This window comes from Kitasatospora sp. NPDC058406, from assembly GCF_042722765.1.
In the GTDB taxonomy this organism is placed as follows: Bacteria; Actinomycetota; Actinomycetes; order Streptomycetales; family Streptomycetaceae; genus Kitasatospora.
This window is the reverse complement of the sequence record NZ_JBHXKE010000086.1, coordinates 1-22,105: the sequence shown is the minus strand read 5'-3', so window position 1 is coordinate 22,105 and position 22,105 is coordinate 1. Positions and strand designations below refer to the sequence as shown.

Here is a 22,105-nt window from a genome sequence, read left to right as displayed (position 1 = left end):
AAGCCGCCGCCCAGGACCAAAACGGATTAGCCGACCACCGGCCGTCCGGGCAGGGTCCGCATCCGGCGGGCCGCCCGGTTGCGCTCGGCGAGCAGCTCGTCCGCCGGGTAGCCGACCTCCTCCAGCGTCAGCCCGTGGGGCCGGATGACGTTGACCGCCGAGTTGCGGACGCCGCCGGCCAGCACCTCGCCGGGGAACTCCACCGGCCGGTGCCCGTCGCCGACCAGCAGCATCGCGCCGACCAGCGCCCGCACCATGTTGTGGCAGAAGGCGTCGGCCCGGACGGTGGCGACCGCCAGCGAGCCCTCCTGCGCGGCGTAGGCGTCCACCGGCACGCGGTCCCAGCGCAGCTCCAGCAGGGTGCGGATGGTCGTGGCGCCCTCGCGCTTCTTGCAGTACGCGGCGAAGTCGTGCTCGCCGAGGAGCAGTTCGGCGGCGGCGTTCATCTTCTCGACGTCCAGCGGCCGGTCGTGCCAGAGCACGTGCCCGCGCAGCAGCGGGTCGACCCCGCCGGGGTGGTCGGCGACCCGGTAGGCGTACCGGCGCCAGATCGCCGAGAAACGGGCGTCGAAGCCCGCGGGGGCCTCGCTCACCCGGTAGATCCGGACGTCACCGGGGAGTCGCCCGGCCAGCCGCCGGAGCAGCTTCCCGCCGTGCTGGGCCCAGAGTTCGTCCGGCAGGTCGACGTGCGCGACCTGGCCCCGGGCGTGCACACCGGCGTCGGTGCGGCCGGCCACCGTCAGGGGGTGGAGCTCCGGGCTCCGGGTGACGATCTGCAGCGCGGTCTCGATCTCCTCCTGGACGGTGCGGCGACCGCCGCGCTGGCGAGCCCATCCGGAGAACTCGGCGCCCTGGTAGGCGAGGTCGAACCGGATCCGGACGTACCCGTCGGCCGGGCCGTCCTTGACCGGCGGCCGCTCGGCGCAATCGTTGACCACTGCTTCTCTCCCAGAGGGGTCCAGACAGAAGGAACGGGCCCGCTCCCCCACGGATGGGAGAACGGGCCCGCACTACACCGGAAGGTGTCAGGCCTGCTCGGTGGCCTCGGCCTCGTCGGCCTTCGCCTCGTCGGCCTTGGTGGCCTCGACCTTGGCGTCGGCCTCCTTGACGGCACGCTTGGTGGCGCCCTCGGCCTCGCCGACGGCGGTCTGCGCGACGGTCAGCGCCTCGACCAGCTCGATCACGGCCATCGGCGCGTTGTCGCCGCGGCGACCGCCGATCTTGGTGATGCGGGTGTAGCCACCCGGGCGGTTCTCGTAGCGCGGCGCGATCTCGGTGAAGAGGGTGTGCAGCACCGAGATGTCGGTGATGGTCTTGCGCACCAGGCGACGGTTGTGGATGTCGCCCTTCTTCGCCTTGGTGATGAGCTTCTCCGCCAGCGGGCGCATCCGACGGGCCTTGGCCTCGGTCGTGGTGATGCGGCCGTACTGGAAGAGCTCCCGGCACAGACCGGCGAGCAGCAGCGGCTCGTGGTGCGGGCCGCCGCCGAGGCGGGCACCCTTGGTGGGACGCGGCATGGAATTACTCCTCGAATCTCCGACTGCGGCCGTACCAGGTACCGCAGCGGGCGTACGGGCACGGTGCCCGTACGGCTTTTCACTGACCCGCCGGAACGGCCGCCGGAGCGGCCGTTCCCACGGTCAAACTCTTAGTACTGCTCGGTCTCCGCGTAACCCGCGTCGTCCAGGTCGTCGGCGCCGAAGGCGTCGGCGGCGGCGGTCGGGTCGAACCCGGGCGGGCTGTCCTTGAGGGCCAGGCCCATGCCGGCCAGCTTCGCCTTGACCTCGTCGATCGACTTCGCACCGAAGTTGCGGATGTCGAGCAGGTCGGCCTCGGAGCGGGCCACGAGCTCACCCACGGTGTGGATGCCCTCGCGCTTGAGGCAGTTGTAGGAGCGGACGGTGAGCTCCAGCTCCTCGATCGGCAGCGCCAGGTCGGCGGCCAGGGCGGCGTCCGTGGGGGACGGGCCCATGTCGATGCCCTCGGCGTCGATGTTCAGCTCGCGGGCGAGACCGAACAGCTCCACCAGGGTCTTGCCGGCCGAGGCCATGGCGTCGCGCGGACGCATGGCGGGCTTGGTCTCGACGTCGACGATGAGCTTGTCGAAGTCGGTCCGCTGCTCGACACGGGTGGCCTCGACCTTGTAGGTGACCTTCAGCACGGGGCTGTAGATCGAGTCGACCGGGATGCGGCCGATCTCCTGGCCGGAGGCCTTGTTCTGCACGGCGGAGACGTAGCCGCGACCGCGCTCGACGGTCAGCTCCATCTCCAGCTTGCCCTTGCCGTTCAGCGTGGCGAGGACCAGCTCGGGGTTGTGCACCTCGACACCGGCCGGCGGGGCGATGTCGGCGGCGGTGACCACACCCGGGCCCTGCTTGCGCAGGTACATCACGACCGGCTCGTCGTGCTCCGAGGAGACGACCAGCTGCTTGATGTTGAGGATGAGGTCGGTGACGTCCTCCTTGACGCCCGGCACGGTGGTGAACTCGTGCAGGACGCCGTCGACGCGGATGCTGGTGACAGCGGCACCCGGGATCGACGACAGGAGGGTGCGGCGGAGCGAGTTGCCGAGGGTGTAGCCGAAGCCCGGCTCCAGCGGCTCGATCACGAACCGCGAGCGGAATTCGTCGACGACCTCTTCGGTCAGCGAGGGACGCTGAGCGATCAGCATGTGTCAAATCCTCCAGTGATCTTCGGCACCCACTATTTGATGCCGAACAGAACCAGCGTACGGGGTCCCGCCGGCAGTGACACACCGCGTGGGACCCCGTACGAAGGCTTGAAGCAGAACCCGCGTGCCCGAAGGCGCTGCGTCAGACGCGGCGGCGCTTCGGCGGACGGCAGCCGTTGTGCGGGGTGGGGGTGACGTCCTGGATCGAACCGACCTCCAGGCCGGTGGCCTGGAGCGAGCGGATCGCGGTCTCGCGGCCGGAGCCCGGACCCTTCACGAAGACGTCGACCTTGCGCATGCCGTGCTCCTGCGCGCGACGGGCAGCGGCCTCAGCGGCCATCTGCGCGGCGAACGGGGTGGACTTGCGCGAGCCCTTGAAGCCGACGTGGCCGGCAGAGGCCCAGGAGATCACGTTGCCCGCGGGGTCGGTGATCGACACGATCGTGTTGTTGAACGTGCTCTTGATGTGCGCGTGGCCGTGAGCCACGTTCTTCTTTTCCTTGCGGCGGATCTTCTTCGCGCCGGCAGCCTGACGACCCTTGGGGGGCATAAGTCTGTTCTCCTACTGAGGTGGTCGGTCCGCTGACCCGCGGGCCGGAGGGATGTCCGGTGACGGGACGGACTACTTCTTGCCCGGCTTCTTCTTACCGGCGATCGCGCGACGCGGGCCCTTGCGGGTACGCGCGTTGGTGTGGGTGCGCTGGCCGCGGACCGGCAGGCCGCGACGGTGACGCAGACCCTCGTAGCAGCCGATCTCGACCTTGCGGCGGATGTCGGCGGCCACCTCACGGCGGAGGTCACCCTCGACCGTGTAGTTGGCGTCGATGTACTGACCCAGCTTGACGAGGTCTTCCTCGCTGATGTCGCGCACGCGGACATCGGGGTTGACACCGGTCTCGACCAGGGTCTGCTGGGCGCGGGTACGGCCGATGCCGTACACGTAGGTAAGGGCGATCTCGATCCGCTTCTCACGGGGGAGATCAACGCCGGCGAGGCGTGCCATTCAAGGCTCCTGTGCTTCTTCAGAGGTCTCGCGTGCTACCTACTCCTACGCCTCTCGACGATGGAGCCCCGGCCTCTGACCGGGGGTGGCAGTCCGTCCACTGACGGACGGATCGGGCAGCCCGCTTATGACGTTTTTCGCGTCGCGCGAAGTACTACGAGAAATGCTGGGGGGGAACTGATCAGCCCTGGCGCTGCTTGTGGCGCAGGTTGTCGCAGATCACCATGACCCGGCCGTGGCGGCGGATCACCTTGCACTTGTCGCAGATCTTCTTGACGCTCGGCTTGACCTTCATGTTCAGGTTCTCCGGGTCTAGATCTGACGTTCTTACTTGTAGCGGTAGACGATCCGGCCACGCGTGAGGTCGTAGGGGCTGAGCTCCACCACGACCCGGTCGTCCGGCAGGATGCGGATGTAGTGCATGCGCATCTTGCCACTGATGTGCGCGAGGACCTTGTGACCGTTCTGCAGCTCGACCTTGAACATCGCGTTCGGAAGAGACTCGATCACGGTGCCCTCGATCTCAATGGCGCCTTGCTTCTTAGCCATGAACTGCGAGATCCACCTTCCGGGACCGGCTACCGTATGCGGCACGCTCGTGCGAACCTGGGTCCACCCCGACCCCCGAGGGGGAAGAGGGCGTGCTGAAGCACGCTACGAGTGAGCCGACGGTCCATCCTACGCCAGCGCGAGGGGTGGACCAAAACCGGGGCCCGGTCAGTGCGGGGCGACGACCCGCAGCGGCTCCACGTGGGCGGTGCAGGCCGAGCAGCGGCGGGCGGCCTCGGGTATCTCGGTCAGGCACTCCGGGCACGGGCGCTTCGGGGTCTTCGGCTTCTTCGGCAGGTAGCGGGCGGTCGCCTTGGTCACCGGCAGGACGACGCAGAAGTAGAGCACCGCAGCGGTCATCAGGAACGCGATCAGCACGTTCAGGAACTGGCCGTACGGGAAGATGACCCCCGCCACGTTGGCCTTGTACGAGCCGAAGTCGCCCGCCGCGCCGACCACGACACCCACCAGCGGGGTGAGGAAGGCCGACACGAAGCCGGTCACCACCCCGGTGAACGCGGCGCCGATGACGACACCGACCGCCATGTCGACGACGTTGCCGCGCATCATGAATTCGCGGAATCCCTTGAGCACTGCTCTCTCCTGCTCGATCGAAGCCGTTTGCCGGTCGAAGCCGTCCGGGGACGCTCCGAGCCTCTGAAGCCACTGCCAGCCGATAAAAATAGGACAAAAGCCCTGGAGGTCCAAACCCCCAGGGCTCCGGTCCGTCGTCGGACCCGGCAGTCGGCCTCGCGGGCGGCGGCGAACGGCCGCCCCGGCCGGGCTCCGACGACTAGGCGAGCGGGTCCGGAGCTGCGGTGATGCCGAGCTTGGCCAGCTCGGCCCGGCCGCCGTCGAAGGAGGTCAGCACCAGCGGCCCCTCCTCGGTCACGGCCACCGAGTGCTCCCAGTGCGAGGCCCAGGTACCGTCGTTGGTCACGACGGTCCAGTCGTCCTCCAGCACCGTCGTGTGCGGCGTGCCGAGCGACACCATGGGCTCGATGGCCAGCACGGTGCCGGGGATCAGCTTGGGGCCCTTCCCGCGGCCGCGCTCGACGTAGTTCAGGACGTGCGGCTCCATGTGCATCGCGGTGCCGATGCCGTGGCCGCCGTAGCCCTCGGTGATGCCCCACTTGCCCTTCGGCGGCAGCGGCTGGCGGCGGATGAAGCCCTCGATCGCCTTGGAGACGTCGACCAGGCGGTTGCCCTTCCTCATCTGGGCGATGCCGGCCCACATCGAGCCCTCGGTGACGCGGCTCAGCATCTCCACCTCGGGCCGGGCCTCGCCGACGGCCACCGAGATCGCCGCGTCGCCGTGCCAGCCGTCCAGGATGGCGCCGCAGTCGATCGAGATCAGGTCGCCCTCCTCCAGCACCCGGTCGCCCGGGATGCCGTGCACGACCTCGTTGTTCACCGAGGCGCAGATCACACCGGGGAACCAGAGCCCGCCGTGGTGGGCGCGGAAGTTGGAGGTCGCGCCGTGGTCCGTGATGACCTTGTCGGCGATGTCGTTGAGTTCCTGGGTGGTCACACCCGGGGCTACCGCCTCGCGGCACGCCTTGAGCGCCTCGGCGACGACCAGTCCGGCCGCTCGCATCTTCGCGATCTGCTCGGAGGTCTTGATCTCCACCATCTGGTCACGCCTTCCTTGGTCTCCCGCGCGGTCCTTGCCGGGCGGCCGTGCACTCGTTCCACCGTACGACGACCTACGGCCGCGCTGCCCCGGAAGGGCAACGCGGCCGTAGGTACGCCGCTCAAAAAACTCAGCTGTCCTGCTTCAGCGCCTCGATCGCGCGGGCGGTGACCTCGTCCACCTTGCCGAGGGCCGGGATCGTCGCGATCAGGCCCTGCTGGCGGTAGTAGTCGATGATCGGCTCGGTCTCCGTGTGGTAGACCTCCAGCCGCGTCCGCACCTTGTCCTCGGTGTCGTCCGAACGCTGGTACAGCTCGCCGCCGCACTCGTCGCAGACGCCCTCGGTCTTCGGCGCGTTGTAGTCCACGTGGAACACGTGGCCGCCGTCGTTGCGGCAGAGGCGACGGCCGGCGATCCGCCGGACCACCTCGTCCTCGGGGACCTCCAGGTCCAGCACGCCGTCGAGCGCGATGCCCTGCTCGGTGAGGAACTCGTCCAGCGCCTTGGCCTGGCCAAGGTTGCGCGGAAAGCCGTCCAGCAGGAAGCCGTTGACGGCGTCCTCCTGGAGCATCCGGTCCTTGGCCATCCCGATCGTGACCTCGTCCGGCACCAGCCGGCCCGCGTCCATGTAGCTCTTGGCCTCGACACCCAGCGGGGTGCCCTGGCCGATGTTGGCGCGGAAGAGGTCGCCGGTGGAGATGTGGGGAATGGACAGGGTCTTGGCGAGCAAGTGCGCCTGAGTACCCTTCCCGGCCCCGGGAGGCCCGACGAGGACGATACGCATCAGCGGAGGAACCCTTCGTAATTGCGCTGCTGGAGCTGGCTCTCGATCTGCTTCACAGTTTCGAGTCCGACGCCGACGACGATGAGGACGCTGGTGCCGCCGAACGGGAAGTTGGTCTGCTGTCCGAAGGCGACCAGGGCGATCATCGGGATCAACGCGATCAGGCCCAGGTAGAGCGAACCCGGCCACGTGATGCGGGTGAGCACGTAGTTCAGGTACTCGGCCGTCGGGCGGCCGGCCCGGATACCCGGGATGAACCCACCATACTTCTTCATGTTGTCGGCAACTTCTTCGGGGTTGAAGGAGATGGCGACGTAGAAGAAGGCGAAGAAGACGATCAGCAGGAAGTACGTGGCCATGTAGACCGGGTGGTCACCGCGGACGAAGTGCTGGTTGATCCACACCGCCCAGCCGGACTGGCTGTTGGTCAGCTGGACCACCAGGGCCGGGATGTACAGCAGGGACGAGGCGAAGATGACCGGGATGACACCGGCCTGGTTCACCTTCAGCGGGATGTAGGTCGACGTGCCGCCGAAGGCCCGGCGGCCGATCATCCGCTTCGCGTACTGCACCGGGATCCGCCGCTGCGCCTGCTCGACGAAGATGACGAGCATCACAACGATGACGCCGATCGCGATGACGGAGAGGAACTCGACCCAGCCACCGCCGATGGTGCCGGAACCCTTGATGGCCCACATCGAGGTCGGGAACTGCGCGGCGATCGAGGTGAAGATCAGCAGCGACATGCCGTTGCCGATGCCGCGGTCGGTGATCAGCTCGCCCAGCCACATGATCACCGTGGTGCCGGCGGTCATGGTCAGGACCATCACGGCGATCCGGAAGACCCCGGTGTCCGGCACGATCTGGTTGGCGTAGACGCAGCCGGAGAAGAGCGCGCCGCTGGAGGCCGTCGCCACGATGCCGGTGCCCTGGAGCACCGCGAGCGCGATGGTCAGGTACCGGGTGTACTGCGTGATCTTCGCGGTACCGGCCTGGCCCTCCTTCTTCAGCGCCTCGAGTCGCGGGATCACGACCGTGAGGAGCTGGAGGATGATGCTCGCCGTGATGTACGGCATGATGCCGAGGGCGAAGATCGTCAGCTGGAGGAGCGCGCCACCGCTGAACAGGTTGACCAGTCCGAAGAGGCCGTTGTTCTTGGTCTCCTTGATACAGGCGTGAACCGCCTGGAAGTCCACCCCTGGAACAGGGATGTGCGAGCCCAGCCGGAACAGCACCATGATGCCCAGCGTGAACAGCAGCTTCTTGCGCAGGTCGGGCGTCTGGAACGCCCGCGCGAACGCACTGAGCACGGTGCCTCCTGCGCCTCCCGCGCGTCGTCGGCGGGAGGGTCGGTCCTGAATGGGAGTTTGGGCGGTACGGGCCCCCGTACAGACGGCACAGGCGAGCCTACGCGCAGCCTACAAGGGAACTCCACGGACTCTAACAGTGCGCGGCCGCTCGAAAGAAGCGCGTACCGTCCCTCCCCCACTCACGGGGTACGGGATGCCCGGTTTTGCCACACAAAAGAACGAGGGCGGATCACCGGAATCCGGACCGCCGGGAAAGGGCGAGGCCGGAAACGGCGCAAGCCCCGCACCTCCCTGAGGGGAAGTGCGGGGCTCACGAAGTCAGCGGGCTCAGACGAGCTCGGTGACGGTACCGCCGGCGGCGGTGATCTTCTCGGTGGCCGAGCCGGAGACGGCGTCGACCGTCACCTGCAGGGCGACCGAGATCTCGCCGGTGCCGAGCACCTTGACGAGGGAGTTCTTGCGAACCGCGCCCTTGGCGACCAGGTCCTCGACAGTGACCTCGCCACCCTGCGGGTAGAGCTCGGCCAGCTTGTCGAGGTTGACAACCTGGAACGTGATCTTGAACGGGTTCTTGAAGCCCTTCAGCTTCGGCAGGCGCATGTGGAGGGGCATCTGGCCACCCTCGAAGCGCTGCGGAACCTGGTAGCGGGCCTTGGTGCCCTTGGTGCCACGACCGGCGGTCTTACCCTTGGAGCCCTCACCACGACCGACACGGGTCTTGGCGGTCTTGGCACCCGGGGCGGGACGCAGGTTGTGCACCTTGATCGGCGAGTCAGCCATCTCAGTCCACCTCCTCGACCGTGACGAGGTGACGCACGGTCTGGGCCATCCCGCGGATCTCGGGACGGTCCTCCTTGACGACCACATCGTGCATGCGCTTCAGACCCAGCGAGCGCAGCGTCTCGCGGTGGTTCTGCTTGCTGCCGATGTAGGACTTGGTCTGCGTGATCTTCAGGCGAGCCATCAGGCGCTCACCCCTGCAGCACGAGCCCGCAGCAGAGCCGCGGGAGCCACGTCCTCCAGCGGCAGGCCACGACGGGCGGCGATCTCCTCGGGGCGCACGAGGCCCTTCAGAGCGGCCACCGTGGCGTGCACGATGTTGATCGCGTTGTCGGAGCCGAGCGACTTCGACAGGATGTCGTGAATACCGGCGCACTCCAGCACGGCACGCACCGGGCCACCGGCGATAACACCGGTACCGGGGGCAGCCGGCTTCAGGAGCACGACGCCGGCAGCCTTCTCGCCCTGGATCGGGTGCGGGATGGTGCCCTGGATACGGGGGACCTTGAAGAAGTTCTTCTTGGCCTCCTCAACACCCTTGGCGATGGCGGCCGGAACCTCCTTCGCCTTCCCGTAACCGACACCTACGGTGCCGTCACCGTCGCCCACCACGACCAGCGCGGTGAAGCTGAAACGACGACCACCCTTGACAACCTTGGCGACACGGTTGATCGCGACCACACGCTCGACGTAAGCGGTCTTCTCGACGGCGGGGGCGTTGCCCCGGTCGTCACGCTTACGGTCACGCCGCTCGCCACCGCCGGTGCCGCCGCCGGCGCCGCTACCGCGGCGCTGGGGTCCAGCCATTGGAATTACCTCTCTCGATTACGTCCGTCGACTGAGCCGACGAGCGGCTTAGAAGTCGAGCCCGGCCTCGCGGGCCGCGTCCGCCAGGGCGGCGATGCGGCCGGCGTACCGGTTGCCCGCGCGGTCGAAGACGACCGACTCGATGCCGGCAGCCTTGGCGCGCTCGGCGACCAGGCTCCCGACCTTCTTGGCCAGCTCGGTCTTGTCGCCCTCGGCGCCCTTGATGGACACGTCGAGGGTGGACGCCGACGCCAGGGTGTGACCCTGCGCGTCGTCGATGACCTGGGCGACCATGTGACGGTTCGAGCGCGTCACGACGAGGCGCGGACGCACCTCGGTGCCGACGACGCGCTTGCGAACGCGGATCGCGCGGCGCTTGCGAGCGGCGCTCTTGTAGGCGTTGCCCTTGCCGATCTTGACAGAGACGCTCATCGCTTACTTACCACTCTTTCCGACCTTGCGGCGGATGACCTCGCCCGCGTACTTGACGCCCTTGGCCTTGTACGGGTCGGGCTTGCGCAGCTTGCGGATCTTTGCGGCGACCTCGCCGACCTTCTGCTTGTCGATGCCGTCCACGTGGAACTTGGTGGCCGACTCGACGACGAAGGTGATGCCCTCCGGGGCCTCGACCAGGATCGGGTGGCTGTAGCCCAGCTGGAACTCCATGTTGGAGCCCTTCGCCAGAACTCGGTAGCCGACACCGCTGATCTCCAGCGACTTGCGGTAGCCCGCGGTCACGCCGGTGATCATGTTCGCCACCAGCGTGCGGGAAAGGCCGTGCAGGGCCTTCGACAGACGCTCGTCGTTGGGGCGGGTGACGAGCAGGTTGCCGTCCTCGCCCTTGCCGATCTCGATCGGCGCGGCGACGTGGTGGGTGAGGGAGCCCTTCGGGCCCTTCACCGAGACCGCCTGGCCATCGATGGTGACGTCCACGCCGGCGGGAACCGGGATGGGCAGCCGTCCAATGCGCGACATTGCTGTACCTCCGTTTCCCGAATTACCAGACGTAGGCGAGAACTTCTCCGCCTACGCCCTTCTTGGCAGCCTGCTTGTCGGTGAGGAGACCCGAGGACGTGGAGATGATCGCCACGCCCAGGCCGCCGAGCACCTTCGGCAGGTTGGTGGACTTTGCGTAGACCCGCAGGCCCGGCTTGCTGATCCGCTTGATGCCAGCGATCGAGCGCTCACGGTTGGGGCCGAACTTGAGCTCGATGGTCAGCTTCTTGCCGACCTCGCCCTCGACGGGCTCCTCAACCTTGTAGGAGGAGATGTACCCCTCCTGCTGCAGGATCTCGGCGACGTGCGCCTTGATCTTGCTGGCCGGCATCGCCACGGAATCGTGGTACGCCGAGTTCGCGTTACGCAGACGCGTGAGCATGTCTGCGATGGGGTCGGTCATGGTCATGATGGCCTCAGGCCTCTCTCGCCGTGGTTTCTCCGCGCCAGGTCCCCCCGCCGCACTCCGAGGAGTGCGGCAGGGGCACAGACGCAGGGGACCTGCGGCGTCGTAAGACTGGGTGCGAGCCCTCCGAAGAGGGTCGACGGCAGCTATGGAGCTCCCGCGACAGGGGGCCCGACCTCACTACCTTACGGGATTCCGTACGCAGCCCCAAAAACGGGGCACTGTGGGATCGGGCACACCTGCTTCGCTATGGCGTTACCGCGAGGTCCTGGACTACCAGGAGCTCTTGGTCACGCCCGGCAGCTCGCCGCGGTGGGCCATCTCACGGAGGCACACACGGCAGAGGCCGAACTTGCGGTACACCGAGTGCGGACGACCGCAGCGCTGGCACCGGGTGTAGGCCCGGACGCCGAACTTCGGCTTCCGCTCGGCCTTCGCGATGAGGGACTTCTTCGCCATTGGCTCACGCCTCCTTGAACGGGAAGCCCAGAGCGCGCAGGAGCGCCCGGCCCTCGTCGTCGGTCTGAGCGGTGGTCACGACGGTGATGTCCATACCGCGCTGACGGTCGACCTTGTCCTGGTCGATCTCGTGGAACATGACCTGCTCGGTCAGACCGAAGGTGTAGTTGCCACGGCCGTCGAACTGCTTGGGGGAGAGACCGCGGAAGTCACGGATACGCGGCAGAGCCAGCGACACCAGACGGTCCAGGAACTCCCACATGCGGTCACCACGGAGGGTGACGTGGGTGCCGATCGGCTGGCCCTCGCGCAGCTTGAACTGCGCGATGGACTTGCGAGCCTTGGTCACGGCCGGCTTCTGACCGGTGATCGCGGTCAGGTCGCGGATCGCGCCCTCGATCAGCTTGCTGTCACGGGCGGCCTCGCCGACACCCATGTTGACGACGACCTTGACCAGGCCGGGCGTCAGCATGACGTTCTCGTACGAGAACTGCTCCTGCAGCTGACCCTTGATCTCGGAGTTGTAACGCTCCTTGAGACGGGGGGTCACCTTCTCAACAGACGTCTCAGACATCAGATGTCCTCACCGGTTCGCTTGGCAACGCGGATCTTGTTGCCCTCGTCATCGAAGCGGTAGCCAACGCGGGTGACGACCTTCTTGCCGTCCTTCTCCACGACCAGCTGGACGTTGGAGACGTGCACCGGGGCCTCGACGGTGACAATGCCACCCTGAGTACCCGGGCCCGGCTTGGTGTGCTTCTTGACCCGGTTCACACCCTCGACCAGGACCTTGTTCTCGGCGGGCATGGCCTGAATGACCTTGCCCTGCTTGCCGCGGTCCTTGCCGGTGATGACCTGGACCAGGTCACCCTTCTTGATCTTCATGCTGTTCGCCATGGGTTAGAGCACCTCCGGCGCAAGCGAGATGATCTTCATGAACTTCTTGTCGCGCAGCTCGCGGCCCACCGGGCCGAAGATGCGGGTACCGCGGGGGTCACCGTCGGTGTTCTTGAGAACGACAGCGGCGTTCTCGTCGAACCGGATGTACGAACCGTCGGGACGACGGCGCGACTTCACGGTACGGACGACGACGCACTTGACGACGTCACCCTTCTTCACCGAACCGCCGGGGATCGCGTCCTTGACGGTGGCGACGATGACGTCCCCGATACCGGCGTAGCGGCGACCGGAACCACCGAGAACGCGGATGCAAAGGATTTCCTTCGCGCCCGTGTTGTCGGCGACACGCAGTCGCGACTCCTGCTGGATCACAGCTTTCTCCTGATCGTCAACGAGAGCTGACGGGCCGGCCGCTGCTCACACCAGCGCCCGCGAGGGACCTGGTGCACATACGGCCGTACCGCATCAACTTCGTTACTTGGCCTTCTCGAGGATCTCGACGACGCGCCAGCGCTTCGTCGCGGACAGCGGGCGGGTCTCCGCGAGGAGGACCCGGTCGCCGATGCCGCAGGCGTTCGCCTCGTCGTGCGCCTTCAGCTTGTTCGTACGGCGGATGACCTTGCCGTACAGCGCGTGCTTGACGCGGTCCTCGACGGCGACGACGACGGTCTTGTCCATCTTGTCGCTGACGACGAGGCCCTCACGGGTCTTGCGGAAACCGCGCGTCTCGTTGGTGTTCTCAGTCATCAGGCGTTCTCCACCGTCTCGATGCCCAGCTCGCGCTCGCGCATCAGGGTGTAGATCCGCGCGATGTCCTTACGGACCAGCTTGAGCCGTCCGTGGTTGTCGAGCTGCCCGGTCGCCGCCTGGAAGCGGAGGTTGAACAGCTCCTCCTTGGCCTCACGGAGCTTGGCAACGAGACCCTCGTTGTCCAGCTCGCGGAGGTCAGCAGCCTTGGTGCCGGCCGACATCAGCTCTCACCTGCCTCGCGCCGGATGATCCGGCACTTCATCGGGAGCTTGTGAGCTGCGCGGGTCAGCGCCTCACGAGCCACCTTCTCGTTGGGGTACGACAGCTCGAACATGACCCGACCCGGGTGCACGTTCGCGATCCACCACTCGGGCGAACCCTTACCGGAACCCATGCGGGTCTCGGCCGGCTTCTTGGTGAGCGGACGGTCCGGGTAGATGTTGATCCAGACCTTGCCGCCACGCTTGATGTGACGGGTGACGGCGATACGAGCGGACTCGATCTGCCGGTTCGTCACGTAGGCCGGGGTGACGGCCTGGATGCCGTACTCGCCGAAGGCGAGCTCGGTGCCACCCTTGGCAGCGCCGCGGCGCTTGGGGTGGTGCTGCTTGCGGTGCTTGACCCGACGGGGGATCAGCATTGCGGTCAGGCCTCCGTTCCGGTGTTCTCGGCAGCCGGGGTCTCGGCGGCGACCGGGGCCTGAGCCTCGGCACCGGCGGGACGACGGCCACGGCCACCGCGCTCGCCACCACGGCGCTCGCCACCGCGGGCGGGACGACCACCCTCGGGACGGGCCGGACGGTTGCCCGAGCGGGCAGCGGCGTTCTCAGCGCGGACCTCGGCGATGTTCTTGACGTCGCCCTTGTAGATCCAGACCTTCACGCCGATACGGCCGAAGGTCGTCTTGGCCTCGAAGAAGCCGTAGTCGACGTTCGCGCGCAGGGTGTGCAGCGGCACACGGCCCTCGCGGTAGAACTCCGAACGGCTCATCTCGGCGCCGCCGAGACGACCGGAGCACTGGACCTTGATGCCCTTGGCGCCGGACTTCATGGTGCCCTGCATCGACTTGCGCATGGCACGGCGGAAGGAGACGCGGGAGGACAGCTGCTCCGCGACGCCCTGAGCCACGAGCTGGGCGTCCAGCTCGGGGTTCTTGACCTCGAGGATGTTCAGCTGGACCTGCTTGCCGGTCAGCTTCTCGAGGTCGCCGCGGATGCGGTCGGCCTCGGTGCCACGGCGACCGATGACGATGCCGGGGCGCGCGGTGTGGATGTCGACGCGGACGCGGTCGCGGGTGCGCTCGATCTCGACCTTGGAGATGCCGGCGCGCTCCATGCCCTTCGTCATCATGCGACGAATGGCGACGTCTTCCTTGACGTAGTCCTTGTACAGCTTGTCGGCGTACCAGCGGGACTTGAAGTCCGTGCTGATGCCGAGGCGGAACCCGTGCGGGTTAACCTTCTGGCCCATTACCGGGTCCCTTCCTTGCTGCTGACGACCACGGTGATGTGGCTGGTCCGCTTGCGGATCCGGTAGGCACGGCCCTGGGCACGCGGACGGAACCGCTTCAGGGTCGGGCCCTCGTCAACGTACGCCTCGCTGATGACGAGGTCGTCCACGTTGGAGTGGTTGTAGTTGTGCGCGGCGTTGGCAATGGCGCTGTCGAGCACCTTGCCGACCGGCACGGTCGCGGCCTGCGGAGCGAAACGCAGGACCGCCTGGGCCTCCGTGGCGTTCAGGCCACGGATGAGGTCCACCACGCGGCGGGCCTTCATGGGCGTGACGCGGATGTACCGCGCCTGGGCCCTGGCTTCCATGGTTGTCCCCTTGCTGGTGTAAGTCATTGAGTCGGTAATCTCGCTGGCGACTAGCGACGCTTCGACTTGCGGTCGTCCTTGACGTGACCGCGGAAGGTACGCGTCGGCGCGAACTCGCCGAGCTTGTGGCCGACCATCGACTCGGTGACGAACACCGGGACGTGCTTACGGCCATCGTGCACCGCGATCGTGTGGCCGAGCATGGCCGGGAAGATCACGGAGCGACGGGACCAGGTCTTGATGACGTTCTGGGTACCCGCCTCGTTCTGCGCGTCCACCTTCTTGAGAAGGTGGCCGTCAATGAAGGGGCCCTTCTTGAGACTGCGCGGCATCTGACCTGCTCCTAGCGCTTCTTGTTGGTCTTGCGGCGGCGCACGATGAGAGCGTCCGACGCCTTCTTCGGGCGACGGGTACGACCCTCCTTCTGGCCCCACGGCGAGACCGGGTGGCGACCACCGGAGGTCTTACCCTCACCACCACCGTGCGGGTGGTCGATCGGGTTCATGGCCACACCACGCACGGTCGGGCGAACGCCCTTCCAGCGCATACGGCCGGCCTTGCCCCAGTTGATGTTCGACTGCTCGGCGTTGCCGACCTCGCCGACGGTCGCGCGGCAGCGCGCGTCGACCAGGCGGATCTCACCGGAGGGCATGCGCAGGTGCGCCATCTTGCCCTCACGCGCCAGCAGCTGAATGCCGGCACCGGCGGAGCGGGCCATCTTGGCACCGCCACCGGGACGCAGCTCCACCGCGTGGATGGTCGTACCGACCGGGATGTTGCGAAGCGGCAGGTTGTTGCCGGGCTTGATGTCGGCGCCGGCGCCGTTCTCGACCCGGTCACCCTGCGCGATGCCGCGCGGAGCGATGATGTAGCGCTTCTCGCCGTCCGCGTAGTGCAGGAGCGCGATGCGCGCGGTGCGGTTCGGGTCGTACTCGATGTGCGCGACCTTGGCCGGCACGCCGTCCTTGTCGTGACGACGGAAGTCGATCACACGGTAGGCGCGCTTGTGACCGCCACCCTGGTGGCGAACGGTGATCCGACCGGCGTTGTTACGGCCGCCCTTGCTGTGCAGGGGGCGAACCAGCGACTTTTCCGGCGTGGACCGCGTGATTTCGACGAAGTCGGCCACGCTGGAGCCACGGCGGCCCGGCGTAGTCGGCTTGTACTTGCGGATACCCATTTTCGTCCTCGTCTTGATCGACGATCACGGCCTCCGTCAGGAGGTCGGACCACCGAAGATGTCGATGCGGTTGCCCTCAGCCAGCGTCACGATGGCGCGCTTGGTGTCCTTGCGCTTGCCAAAACCCGTCTTGGAGCGCTTGCGCTTGCCCTGACGGTTGAGCGTGTTGACGGACTCGACCTTGACCGAGAAGACCGCCTCGACGGCCTGCTTGATCTGGGTCTTGTTGGCACCGGGCGACACGACGAACGTGTACTTGTTCTCGTCGAGGAGCGAGTAGCTCTTCTCGGAGATGACCGGCTTCACCAGGACATCACGGGGGTCCGTGAACGTCTTGCTCGTGATCTCTGCAGCCATCAGGCGGCGCTCCCTTCGAGCTCGCCCTCAGCAGCCACGGCCTTGGCGGACGCGGCGGGACCCGCCACGAAACGCTCGAAGGCGGCCTGGGTGAAGACCACGTCGTCGGAGACGAGCACGTCGTAGGTGTTCAGCTGGCCGGCGTCCAGGATGTGCACGTGCGGCAGGTTGCGGGCGCTCTTCAGACCCAGCTCGTCGGCACGCTCGACGACGAGGAGGATGTTCTTGCGCTCGGTGATCTTGCCGAACAGACCCTTGGCGGCCTTGGTCGACGGCGCCTCGGCCGCGATCACGTCGGTGACGACGTGGATGCGGTTGTGGCGGGCCCGGTCGGTGAGCGCACCGCGGAGGGCGGCGGCGATCATCTTCTTGGGCGTCCGCTGCGAGTAGTCACGCGGCACGGGACCGTGCACGACGCCACCGCCGGCGAACTGCGGGGCGCGGGTCGAGCCCTGACGGGCGCGGCCGGTGCCCTTCTGGCGGTACGGCTTCTTGCCGCCACCGCGGACCTCGCCACGAGTCTTGGTCTTGTGGGTGCCCTGACGGGCCGCAGCGAGCTGCGCCACGACGACCTGGTGCATCAGCGGAACGCTGACCCTCGCGTCGAAGATCTCGGCCGGAAGCTCCAGGCTGCCGGTCTTGTCGCCCGAGGGCGACAGGATGTCAATGGTGCTCATATCCTCACAGCCCCTTCGCCGCGGTGCGGACGAGGACGAGGCCGCCGTTCGGGCCCGGGATTGCGCCCTTGATGAGGAGCAGCCCCTTCTCCGCGTCAACGGCATGGATGGTCAGGTTCTGGGTGGTCACGCGCTCGTGGCCCATCCGGCCGGCCATCCGTACGCCCTTGAACACACGACCCGGGGTGGCGCAGCCACCGATCGAGCCGGGCGAGCGGTGCTTGCGCTGCACACCGTGACCGGCGCCGAGGCCCCGGAAGTTGTGGCGCTTCATGACACCGGCGAAGCCCTTGCCCTTGGAGGTGCCGGTCACGTCGACCTTGACACCCGCCTCGAACAGCTCCGCGGTGATCTCCTGGCCGAGGGTGTACTCGGACGCGTCCGTCGTACGGAGCTCGACCAGGTGACGACGCGGGGTGACGCCGGCCTTGGCGAAGTGGCCCGCGAGGGGCTTGTTCACCTTGCGGGGGTCGATCTCGCCGAAGCCGATCTGCACGGCGTCGTAGCCGGCCGGGCTGTCGGCGGTGTGGACCTGGGTCACGACATTGGGCCCAGCCTTGACGACGGTCACCGGAACGATCCGGTTGTTCTCGTCCCAGACCTGGGTCATGCCGAGCTTCTCGCCCAGGATGCCCTTAATCTGCTTAGCCATCTTCGGTGCGCCTCTCAGAGCTTGATCTCGATGTCGACGCCAGCCGGCAGGTCGAGACGCATGAGCGAGTCAACCGTCTTCGGCGTGGGGTCGAGGATGTCGATCAGACGCTTGTGAGTACGCATCTCGAAGTGCTCGCGCGAGTCCTTGTACTTGTGCGGCGAGCGGATGACGCAGTACACGTTCTTCTCAGTGGGCAGCGGCACCGGGCCTGCGACCTGCGCACCAGTTCGGATCACCGTCTCGACGATCTTCTTCGCCGAGGAGTCGATGACCTCGTGGTCGTAGGCCTTGAGCCGGATGCGGATCTTCTGTCCCGCCATGGCTACCTTGTAGTCCTTTTGTCATAAGTCACTGCACGGTCGTCCTCCGACCCCCGCGCTCGGGCGTGTCGCGCCCGCGCTTGCAAAAAACCGGCGAATCACTCCGTCGGTATCAGCTGTGGTCGGTGGAACCCGTCGGTTCCGTGGACGCCCGCGTTGAGGCCCCGCTCACGCTTCCCGGAAGATTCCCGTACTTTCGCCCCGCAGCTGCCGCGGTGTCGACTTCACACCACTGTGTCCACACACTGTCCGTGAACACATGAACGGCCATCACGGGAACGACGAGTACATGGGACTCGCTTCCAGTCCTCCCGGCGGGAGGCGCGCAGCATCGGCACTCAACCGAGCAACTTGGACATACTGCCACATGGAGCAGCCGTAAAGCCAATCGGGGCCGGTGGGGGTCTCCCCCACCGGCCCCGACCGCACGGCCCGGCCGCGCGACGTCACGCGGCGGCCGGACCGTGTGACGCTCAGTGCTTGCGCCAGACCATCCAGCCCTGGCCCTTGTTGACCCGCTCGACGTACCACTGCGCCGGGTGGTCGTGCCAGTAGGCCTCGGGCGCCTTGCCCTCCTCCGGCAGCGGGGTGACGATCACGTTCGCCTGCGGGGGGACGGGCTGCCAGCGGGGGTCGCGGTACCAGACCCGGCCGAGGTAGACCTCGTAGGCCTGGGCCATCCGCGTGCTGCCGTCGAGGTCCCAGGCGAGCACCACGTTGTCCTTGGGCTTGATGCCGGCGGCCTTGGTGAAGCCGGTCGCGTAGGTCTTGCGCCAGGACGTGTACGGGTCGGTGATCTGCTCGGTGATGGTGGTCGTCGCGAACCCGGCGAACAGCGCGAGCGAGAGGCCGACCGCCCAGAGGACCTTGCGTCCGCCCGCGAGCAGGAGCATCACGACCGCGCCGAGGATGATGAACGCCGCGGTCGTCGACCGCATCATGTTCAGCTTGCTCCAGTCGCTGGCCAGGAACAGGACGTCCGGCATGCCCCAGCCGATGAAGACCTGCTTGTACAGCTGCGAGCCCGCCGACCAGATCACCAGCTGGGCGAGGAGCAGGGTCAGGCCGACCGTGCCGGCCACCGCGTAACCGAGGCTGCGCCGGCCGAACCGGGCCAGGACGGCGACGCCGGCCACGAAGGCGACCGGGACCAGGTACGACAGGTAGCGGGCGTAGACCCAGTTGTCGATCCGCGCGTCGTCCGGGAGGGCCGCGGCGGAGGCCAGCGCGGTGCCGAAGAGCAGCGCCACCATGACGCCGCCGACGATCCGGTGCGGGCGCGGGAAGCGGCTGCTGAAGAGCGCGAACAGGCAGGTGACGACCGCCAGGCCGCCGATGCCCCAGGTGGAGACGATGAAGTACCAGATCTGCCCGGTGGTCCTGGTCAGCGTGCGCTGCAGGATGTCGGGGTTCTTCAGGCCGTCCCACAGGTACGAGCCGACCTTGCTCGGCTCCACCTCGAACTGGCGGTTGAGCCACCAGGACAGCGCCTTGGCGAAGAGCACGCCGGCACCCAGCGCACCGAGGCCCGCCACGGTGGTCCGCCACGGCGCCCAGCGCAGCAGCAGGACGCCGACGAAGACCACCCCGGTCAGGGCCACCACGACGCCGCCGCGGTCGTGCGTCGCCAGCGAGTAGGCGGCGGCGGCACCCGTGCCGGCCGCGTACCAGGAGCGGTGCTTGGTGGGGCCGTCGCTCAGCCAGCCGTGCATGCAGAGCAGCCAGGCCAGGATCAGCACCGGCAGGACGGTGTCCGCCATGACGTACTCGGAGTAGAAGATCACCGGCGGCAGCAGCGCGGTGACCCCGGCGAACACGTACGCCAGCAGCCGGCGCAGGCCCAGGCGGCGGAGCGCCAGGTAGGCCAGCGGGAAGACCAGCGCGTTGAGCAGCGCGTTGATCCCCATGATCAGGTGGTAGGCCATCGCCGGGTCGTCGGAGAGCCGCAGGGCCGGGGAGATCAGCAGCGGGTAGCCCCCGGGGATCACCACGCCGACCGGCATCTCGGTGGTCTGGCGTCCGGCGAGCACACGGGCCAGGACGAGGTAGGAGTCCTCGTCCGCGTGCACCGAGGGGTAGCTCAGGTGGCGGACGAGCACCAGCCGGAAGGCGACCTCGACGGCGTACCCGACCACCAGGGCGGCCGGCCAGAACCACCGCCGGCCGCGGGCCTCCTCGAACCGCTGCACAGCCCGGGCCGTCAGACCCGTCGACCGGGACGCGGCGACCGGCTGTCCGCCCGTCCGAGCACCGTCCCGGTGCTCCTCGACAGTTTCCGCTGAAGTCTGCACTGAACTCCGACTCTTCCTAGTCCGGCTCCGCATAGGATTTCGGCAGACCGCCCGGCCCGACCGCGGCCCACTCCGCCGGACCGTTCGTCCGAACGGGCCGGCTGCGGAGGTCACGCTAACAAGTGGCGCACCAGGTCATGCGCTTCCCGGTCGCGGCGTACACGGACCGATCGCATCCGGCCCGTTCACATACCACACCCAGCGTGACGCTCATGGTAGCCACAGGCCGCAGGCGTGTCATAACGTGACCGCCGAGTGGTCGCCACGCCGCCGCGCCCCCACGGCTCGAAAACGGCCCCGATAAGCTGGGAACAGCCACTCGTGCAATCCCTCGCCACCGACCCCAGGGCCGCCCCCGACACCCGGGGCCGCCTGGCTCACCTACCGGCCCGGAGCCTCCACACATGTCACGCACTCAGCGCAAGCGGCCCGCCTTGCTGGCTTGCCCCCCGCTGTCCGAGGCGCTCGGACGCAAGAACGGCTTCGGACTGCTGCGTCTCGTCCTCGCGCTCTCGGTGATCTTCGCCCATGCCATGCCGCTCGGCATGGGGAAGCACGACCTCGGTTACGACCAGGCGCAAGGCCAGACGAACGTCGGCGCGATGGCGGTCGCCGGCTTCTTCGTCCTCTCCGGCCTGCTGATCACCCGCAGTGGCATGCGGCTGAGCACCGGCCGGTTCATGTGGAACCGGGCGATCCGCATCCTTCCCGGTCTCTGGGTCTGCCTGCTGGTCACGGCGCTCGTCATCGCGCCGCTCGTCGCGTACCACCAGGGCCGGCTCGACGGCTTCTGGTCGCACCCCCAGGGGCCGTGGTCCTACCTCAAGGCCAACTACGGGATCGGCGTCGGCCAGTGGGGCGTCTCCGGCCTGCTGGACCACAACCCGCACCCGACCGCCTTCAACGGCTCGGTCTGGTCGCTCTCCTACGAGGTGTTCTGCTACCTCGCGGTCGCCGCGCTCGCCGCGCTCGGGATCCTCCACCGGGCCCGCTGGGCGGTGGCCCTGCTGGTCGCCGGCATGTACGCCTACCTGGTGTCGATGGCGGTGGACTTCGACCGGCTGCGCCTGCCGCTCTACGCCCCGACCGACCTGCAGGGCTGGCGCTTCCCGTTCCTCGACTGGCTGAGCATGGAGATGCTGCTGCCGGTGGGCTTCATGTTCGGCCTCGGCGCGGTCGCCGAGCTCTACAAGAAGCGCCTCCCGATCAACCCGGTCGCCGGTGTGCTGGCGTTCGGCGTCGTCCTCGCCACCGCCCACTACGGCGGCTTCACCGTCATCGGCCTGCCGGCCTTCGCCTACGTGCTGCTCGTCCTGGCCGCGCGGATGCCCGGCCCGCTGACCAAGGTCGGCACCAAGGTCGACCTCTCGTACGGCGTCTACATCTACGCCTTCCCGATCCAGCAGTGCCTGACCCTCTGGGAGGTCAACCGCCACGGCTACGCCGTCTACACGGCCCTGTCGGTGGCGCTGGCGCTCCTCGCGGCGCTCTGCTCCTGGTTCCTGGTGGAGAAGCCCGCCCTCAAGCTCAAGGACCTCGGCCTGCGCCGGCCCCCGAAGGCCGGTCCGGGCACGGCCGGCACGGCGGCCCCGGCAGCGGCGCCCGCCGGCGCCACCGCCCCGGCACCCCTCGGCGGGGTCGGGGTCACGGCGACCACCGCCGGTGGGGTCCACGCGGCCCGCTGACCGGCCGGACACCCGCACCGACGCCTCGGGCCCGGTACGCACCCGCGTCTGTCTCTTATACACTTCTCCGAGTTC

At 67.8% G+C, this 22,105-nt stretch carries 34 protein-coding genes; 1 reads left to right on the top strand and 33 read right to left on the bottom strand.

The window, feature by feature from the left end:
* Positions 1 to 26 precede the first annotated feature (26 nt).
* The 33 genes from truA to ACFWOG_RS18635 all read right to left on the bottom strand — a co-directional run bounded on the left by truA (position 27) and on the right by ACFWOG_RS18635 (position 20,243).
* Positions 27 to 938, bottom strand: coding sequence for a tRNA pseudouridine(38-40) synthase TruA (truA, locus tag ACFWOG_RS18795; protein WP_380359701.1), 912 nt, complete (start codon positions 936 to 938; stop codon positions 27 to 29).
* Between the two features lie 87 nt (positions 939 to 1,025).
* Positions 1,026 to 1,517: a 50S ribosomal protein L17 gene (rplQ, locus tag ACFWOG_RS18790; RefSeq protein ID WP_329885374.1), complete on the bottom strand. Its 492-nt coding sequence runs from the start codon at positions 1,515 to 1,517 to the stop codon at positions 1,026 to 1,028.
* A 131-nt stretch (positions 1,518 to 1,648) separates the two neighbouring features.
* Entirely contained in the window at positions 1,649 to 2,671 is a 1,023-nt protein-coding gene (locus tag ACFWOG_RS18785) for a DNA-directed RNA polymerase subunit alpha (protein WP_030232516.1), read from the bottom strand.
* A gap of 142 nt (positions 2,672 to 2,813) precedes the next feature.
* Complete coding sequence (gene rpsK / locus ACFWOG_RS18780; protein WP_030232513.1) at positions 2,814 to 3,221, bottom strand: 30S ribosomal protein S11; 408 nt, start codon at positions 3,219 to 3,221, stop codon at positions 2,814 to 2,816.
* Positions 3,222 to 3,293: 72 nt separating this feature from the next.
* Complete coding sequence (rpsM, locus tag ACFWOG_RS18775; protein WP_063348977.1) at positions 3,294 to 3,674, bottom strand: 30S ribosomal protein S13; 381 nt, start codon at positions 3,672 to 3,674, stop codon at positions 3,294 to 3,296.
* A gap of 181 nt (positions 3,675 to 3,855) precedes the next feature.
* Positions 3,856 to 3,969: a 50S ribosomal protein L36 gene (gene rpmJ / locus ACFWOG_RS18770; protein ID WP_003956441.1), complete on the bottom strand. Its 114-nt coding sequence runs from the start codon at positions 3,967 to 3,969 to the stop codon at positions 3,856 to 3,858.
* A gap of 32 nt (positions 3,970 to 4,001) precedes the next feature.
* On the bottom strand, positions 4,002 to 4,223 hold the full coding sequence (gene infA, locus ACFWOG_RS18765) for a translation initiation factor IF-1 (RefSeq protein WP_003956442.1): 222 nt from the start codon (positions 4,221 to 4,223) through the stop codon (positions 4,002 to 4,004).
* 168 nt (positions 4,224 to 4,391) lie between these two features.
* A complete protein-coding gene (gene mscL, locus ACFWOG_RS18760) occupies positions 4,392 to 4,817 on the bottom strand; it encodes a large conductance mechanosensitive channel protein MscL (RefSeq protein WP_355399481.1) in 426 nt (141 codons plus the stop codon).
* Positions 4,818 to 5,016: 199 nt separating this feature from the next.
* Positions 5,017 to 5,856, bottom strand: coding sequence for a type I methionyl aminopeptidase (gene map / locus ACFWOG_RS18755; protein WP_380359698.1), 840 nt, complete (start codon positions 5,854 to 5,856; stop codon positions 5,017 to 5,019).
* 130 nt (positions 5,857 to 5,986) lie between these two features.
* Positions 5,987 to 6,640: an adenylate kinase gene (locus tag ACFWOG_RS18750; RefSeq protein WP_329885377.1), complete on the bottom strand. Its 654-nt coding sequence runs from the start codon at positions 6,638 to 6,640 to the stop codon at positions 5,987 to 5,989.
* A complete protein-coding gene (gene secY / locus ACFWOG_RS18745; protein WP_327677856.1) occupies positions 6,640 to 7,950 on the bottom strand; it encodes a preprotein translocase subunit SecY in 1,311 nt (436 codons plus the stop codon). The genes ACFWOG_RS18750 and secY overlap by 1 nt, the downstream gene beginning before the upstream one ends.
* A 327-nt stretch (positions 7,951 to 8,277) precedes the next feature.
* Positions 8,278 to 8,730 (bottom strand): 50S ribosomal protein L15, encoded by a 453-nt coding sequence (rplO, locus tag ACFWOG_RS18740; RefSeq protein WP_329885378.1) that lies wholly within the window; start codon positions 8,728 to 8,730, stop codon positions 8,278 to 8,280.
* A gap of 1 nt (position 8,731) precedes the next feature.
* Positions 8,732 to 8,914, bottom strand: a complete 183-nt coding sequence (gene rpmD, locus ACFWOG_RS18735) for a 50S ribosomal protein L30 (RefSeq protein ID WP_030300409.1) — start codon at positions 8,912 to 8,914, stop codon at positions 8,732 to 8,734.
* Positions 8,914 to 9,537, bottom strand: a complete 624-nt coding sequence (rpsE, locus tag ACFWOG_RS18730) for a 30S ribosomal protein S5 (protein WP_030055834.1) — start codon at positions 9,535 to 9,537, stop codon at positions 8,914 to 8,916. The genes rpmD and rpsE overlap by 1 nt, the downstream gene beginning before the upstream one ends.
* 48 nt (positions 9,538 to 9,585) lie before the next feature.
* Positions 9,586 to 9,969, bottom strand: coding sequence for a 50S ribosomal protein L18 (rplR, locus tag ACFWOG_RS18725; RefSeq protein ID WP_329885379.1), 384 nt, complete (start codon positions 9,967 to 9,969; stop codon positions 9,586 to 9,588).
* 3 nt (positions 9,970 to 9,972) lie between these two features.
* Positions 9,973 to 10,512, bottom strand: coding sequence for a 50S ribosomal protein L6 (gene rplF, locus ACFWOG_RS18720; protein ID WP_329885380.1), 540 nt, complete (start codon positions 10,510 to 10,512; stop codon positions 9,973 to 9,975).
* Between the two features lie 22 nt (positions 10,513 to 10,534).
* The gene (gene rpsH, locus ACFWOG_RS18715; protein ID WP_030055831.1) at positions 10,535 to 10,942 is read right to left on the bottom strand and encodes a 30S ribosomal protein S8; all 408 of its coding nucleotides are present in this window, start codon (positions 10,940 to 10,942) and stop codon (positions 10,535 to 10,537) included.
* Positions 10,943 to 11,212: 270 nt separating this feature from the next.
* The gene (locus tag ACFWOG_RS18710; protein ID WP_030393303.1) at positions 11,213 to 11,398 is read right to left on the bottom strand and encodes a type Z 30S ribosomal protein S14; all 186 of its coding nucleotides are present in this window, start codon (positions 11,396 to 11,398) and stop codon (positions 11,213 to 11,215) included.
* Positions 11,399 to 11,402: 4 nt separating this feature from the next.
* Positions 11,403 to 11,972, bottom strand: a complete 570-nt coding sequence (rplE, locus tag ACFWOG_RS18705; protein WP_030300393.1) for a 50S ribosomal protein L5 — start codon at positions 11,970 to 11,972, stop codon at positions 11,403 to 11,405.
* Positions 11,972 to 12,283 (bottom strand): 50S ribosomal protein L24, encoded by a 312-nt coding sequence (gene rplX / locus ACFWOG_RS18700; protein WP_030055828.1) that lies wholly within the window; start codon positions 12,281 to 12,283, stop codon positions 11,972 to 11,974. The genes rplE and rplX overlap by 1 nt, the downstream gene beginning before the upstream one ends.
* 15 nt (positions 12,284 to 12,298) lie before the next feature.
* Positions 12,299 to 12,670: a 50S ribosomal protein L14 gene (rplN, locus tag ACFWOG_RS18695; RefSeq protein ID WP_030393301.1), complete on the bottom strand. Its 372-nt coding sequence runs from the start codon at positions 12,668 to 12,670 to the stop codon at positions 12,299 to 12,301.
* Positions 12,671 to 12,772: 102 nt separating this feature from the next.
* Positions 12,773 to 13,045: a 30S ribosomal protein S17 gene (rpsQ, locus tag ACFWOG_RS18690; protein ID WP_030055826.1), complete on the bottom strand. Its 273-nt coding sequence runs from the start codon at positions 13,043 to 13,045 to the stop codon at positions 12,773 to 12,775.
* Positions 13,045 to 13,269: a 50S ribosomal protein L29 gene (rpmC, locus tag ACFWOG_RS18685; RefSeq protein ID WP_063348970.1), complete on the bottom strand. Its 225-nt coding sequence runs from the start codon at positions 13,267 to 13,269 to the stop codon at positions 13,045 to 13,047. The genes rpsQ and rpmC overlap by 1 nt, the downstream gene beginning before the upstream one ends.
* Positions 13,269 to 13,688: a 50S ribosomal protein L16 gene (gene rplP / locus ACFWOG_RS18680; protein ID WP_030055824.1), complete on the bottom strand. Its 420-nt coding sequence runs from the start codon at positions 13,686 to 13,688 to the stop codon at positions 13,269 to 13,271. Before rplP ends, rpmC begins: the two co-directional genes overlap by 1 nt.
* Positions 13,689 to 13,693: 5 nt before the next feature.
* Positions 13,694 to 14,518 (bottom strand): 30S ribosomal protein S3, encoded by an 825-nt coding sequence (gene rpsC, locus ACFWOG_RS18675; RefSeq protein WP_329885381.1) that lies wholly within the window; start codon positions 14,516 to 14,518, stop codon positions 13,694 to 13,696.
* Positions 14,518 to 14,865, bottom strand: coding sequence for a 50S ribosomal protein L22 (gene rplV, locus ACFWOG_RS18670; RefSeq protein WP_045304593.1), 348 nt, complete (start codon positions 14,863 to 14,865; stop codon positions 14,518 to 14,520). The genes rpsC and rplV overlap by 1 nt, the downstream gene beginning before the upstream one ends.
* A 50-nt stretch (positions 14,866 to 14,915) precedes the next feature.
* Positions 14,916 to 15,197: a 30S ribosomal protein S19 gene (gene rpsS / locus ACFWOG_RS18665; RefSeq protein WP_030055821.1), complete on the bottom strand. Its 282-nt coding sequence runs from the start codon at positions 15,195 to 15,197 to the stop codon at positions 14,916 to 14,918.
* Positions 15,198 to 15,208: 11 nt separating this feature from the next.
* Complete coding sequence (rplB, locus tag ACFWOG_RS18660) at positions 15,209 to 16,045, bottom strand: 50S ribosomal protein L2 (protein WP_329885382.1); 837 nt, start codon at positions 16,043 to 16,045, stop codon at positions 15,209 to 15,211.
* 36 nt (positions 16,046 to 16,081) lie between these two features.
* Positions 16,082 to 16,402, bottom strand: coding sequence for a 50S ribosomal protein L23 (gene rplW / locus ACFWOG_RS18655; protein ID WP_030393296.1), 321 nt, complete (start codon positions 16,400 to 16,402; stop codon positions 16,082 to 16,084).
* Entirely contained in the window at positions 16,402 to 17,079 is a 678-nt protein-coding gene (rplD, locus tag ACFWOG_RS18650) for a 50S ribosomal protein L4 (RefSeq protein ID WP_329885383.1), read from the bottom strand. The genes rplW and rplD overlap by 1 nt, the downstream gene beginning before the upstream one ends.
* 4 nt (positions 17,080 to 17,083) lie before the next feature.
* Positions 17,084 to 17,731: a 50S ribosomal protein L3 gene (gene rplC / locus ACFWOG_RS18645; RefSeq protein WP_327677876.1), complete on the bottom strand. Its 648-nt coding sequence runs from the start codon at positions 17,729 to 17,731 to the stop codon at positions 17,084 to 17,086.
* 14 nt (positions 17,732 to 17,745) lie between these two features.
* Positions 17,746 to 18,054 (bottom strand): 30S ribosomal protein S10, encoded by a 309-nt coding sequence (gene rpsJ, locus ACFWOG_RS18640; protein WP_012785157.1) that lies wholly within the window; start codon positions 18,052 to 18,054, stop codon positions 17,746 to 17,748.
* Positions 18,055 to 18,527: 473 nt separating this feature from the next.
* Entirely contained in the window at positions 18,528 to 20,243 is a 1,716-nt protein-coding gene (locus tag ACFWOG_RS18635) for a phospholipid carrier-dependent glycosyltransferase (RefSeq protein ID WP_380359691.1), read from the bottom strand.
* A gap of 506 nt (positions 20,244 to 20,749) precedes the next feature.
* Here ACFWOG_RS18635 and ACFWOG_RS18630 point away from each other — a divergent pair.
* Entirely contained in the window at positions 20,750 to 22,030 is a 1,281-nt protein-coding gene (locus tag ACFWOG_RS18630) for an acyltransferase family protein (protein WP_380359689.1), read from the top strand.
* Positions 22,031 to 22,105: the final 75 nt, after the last annotated feature.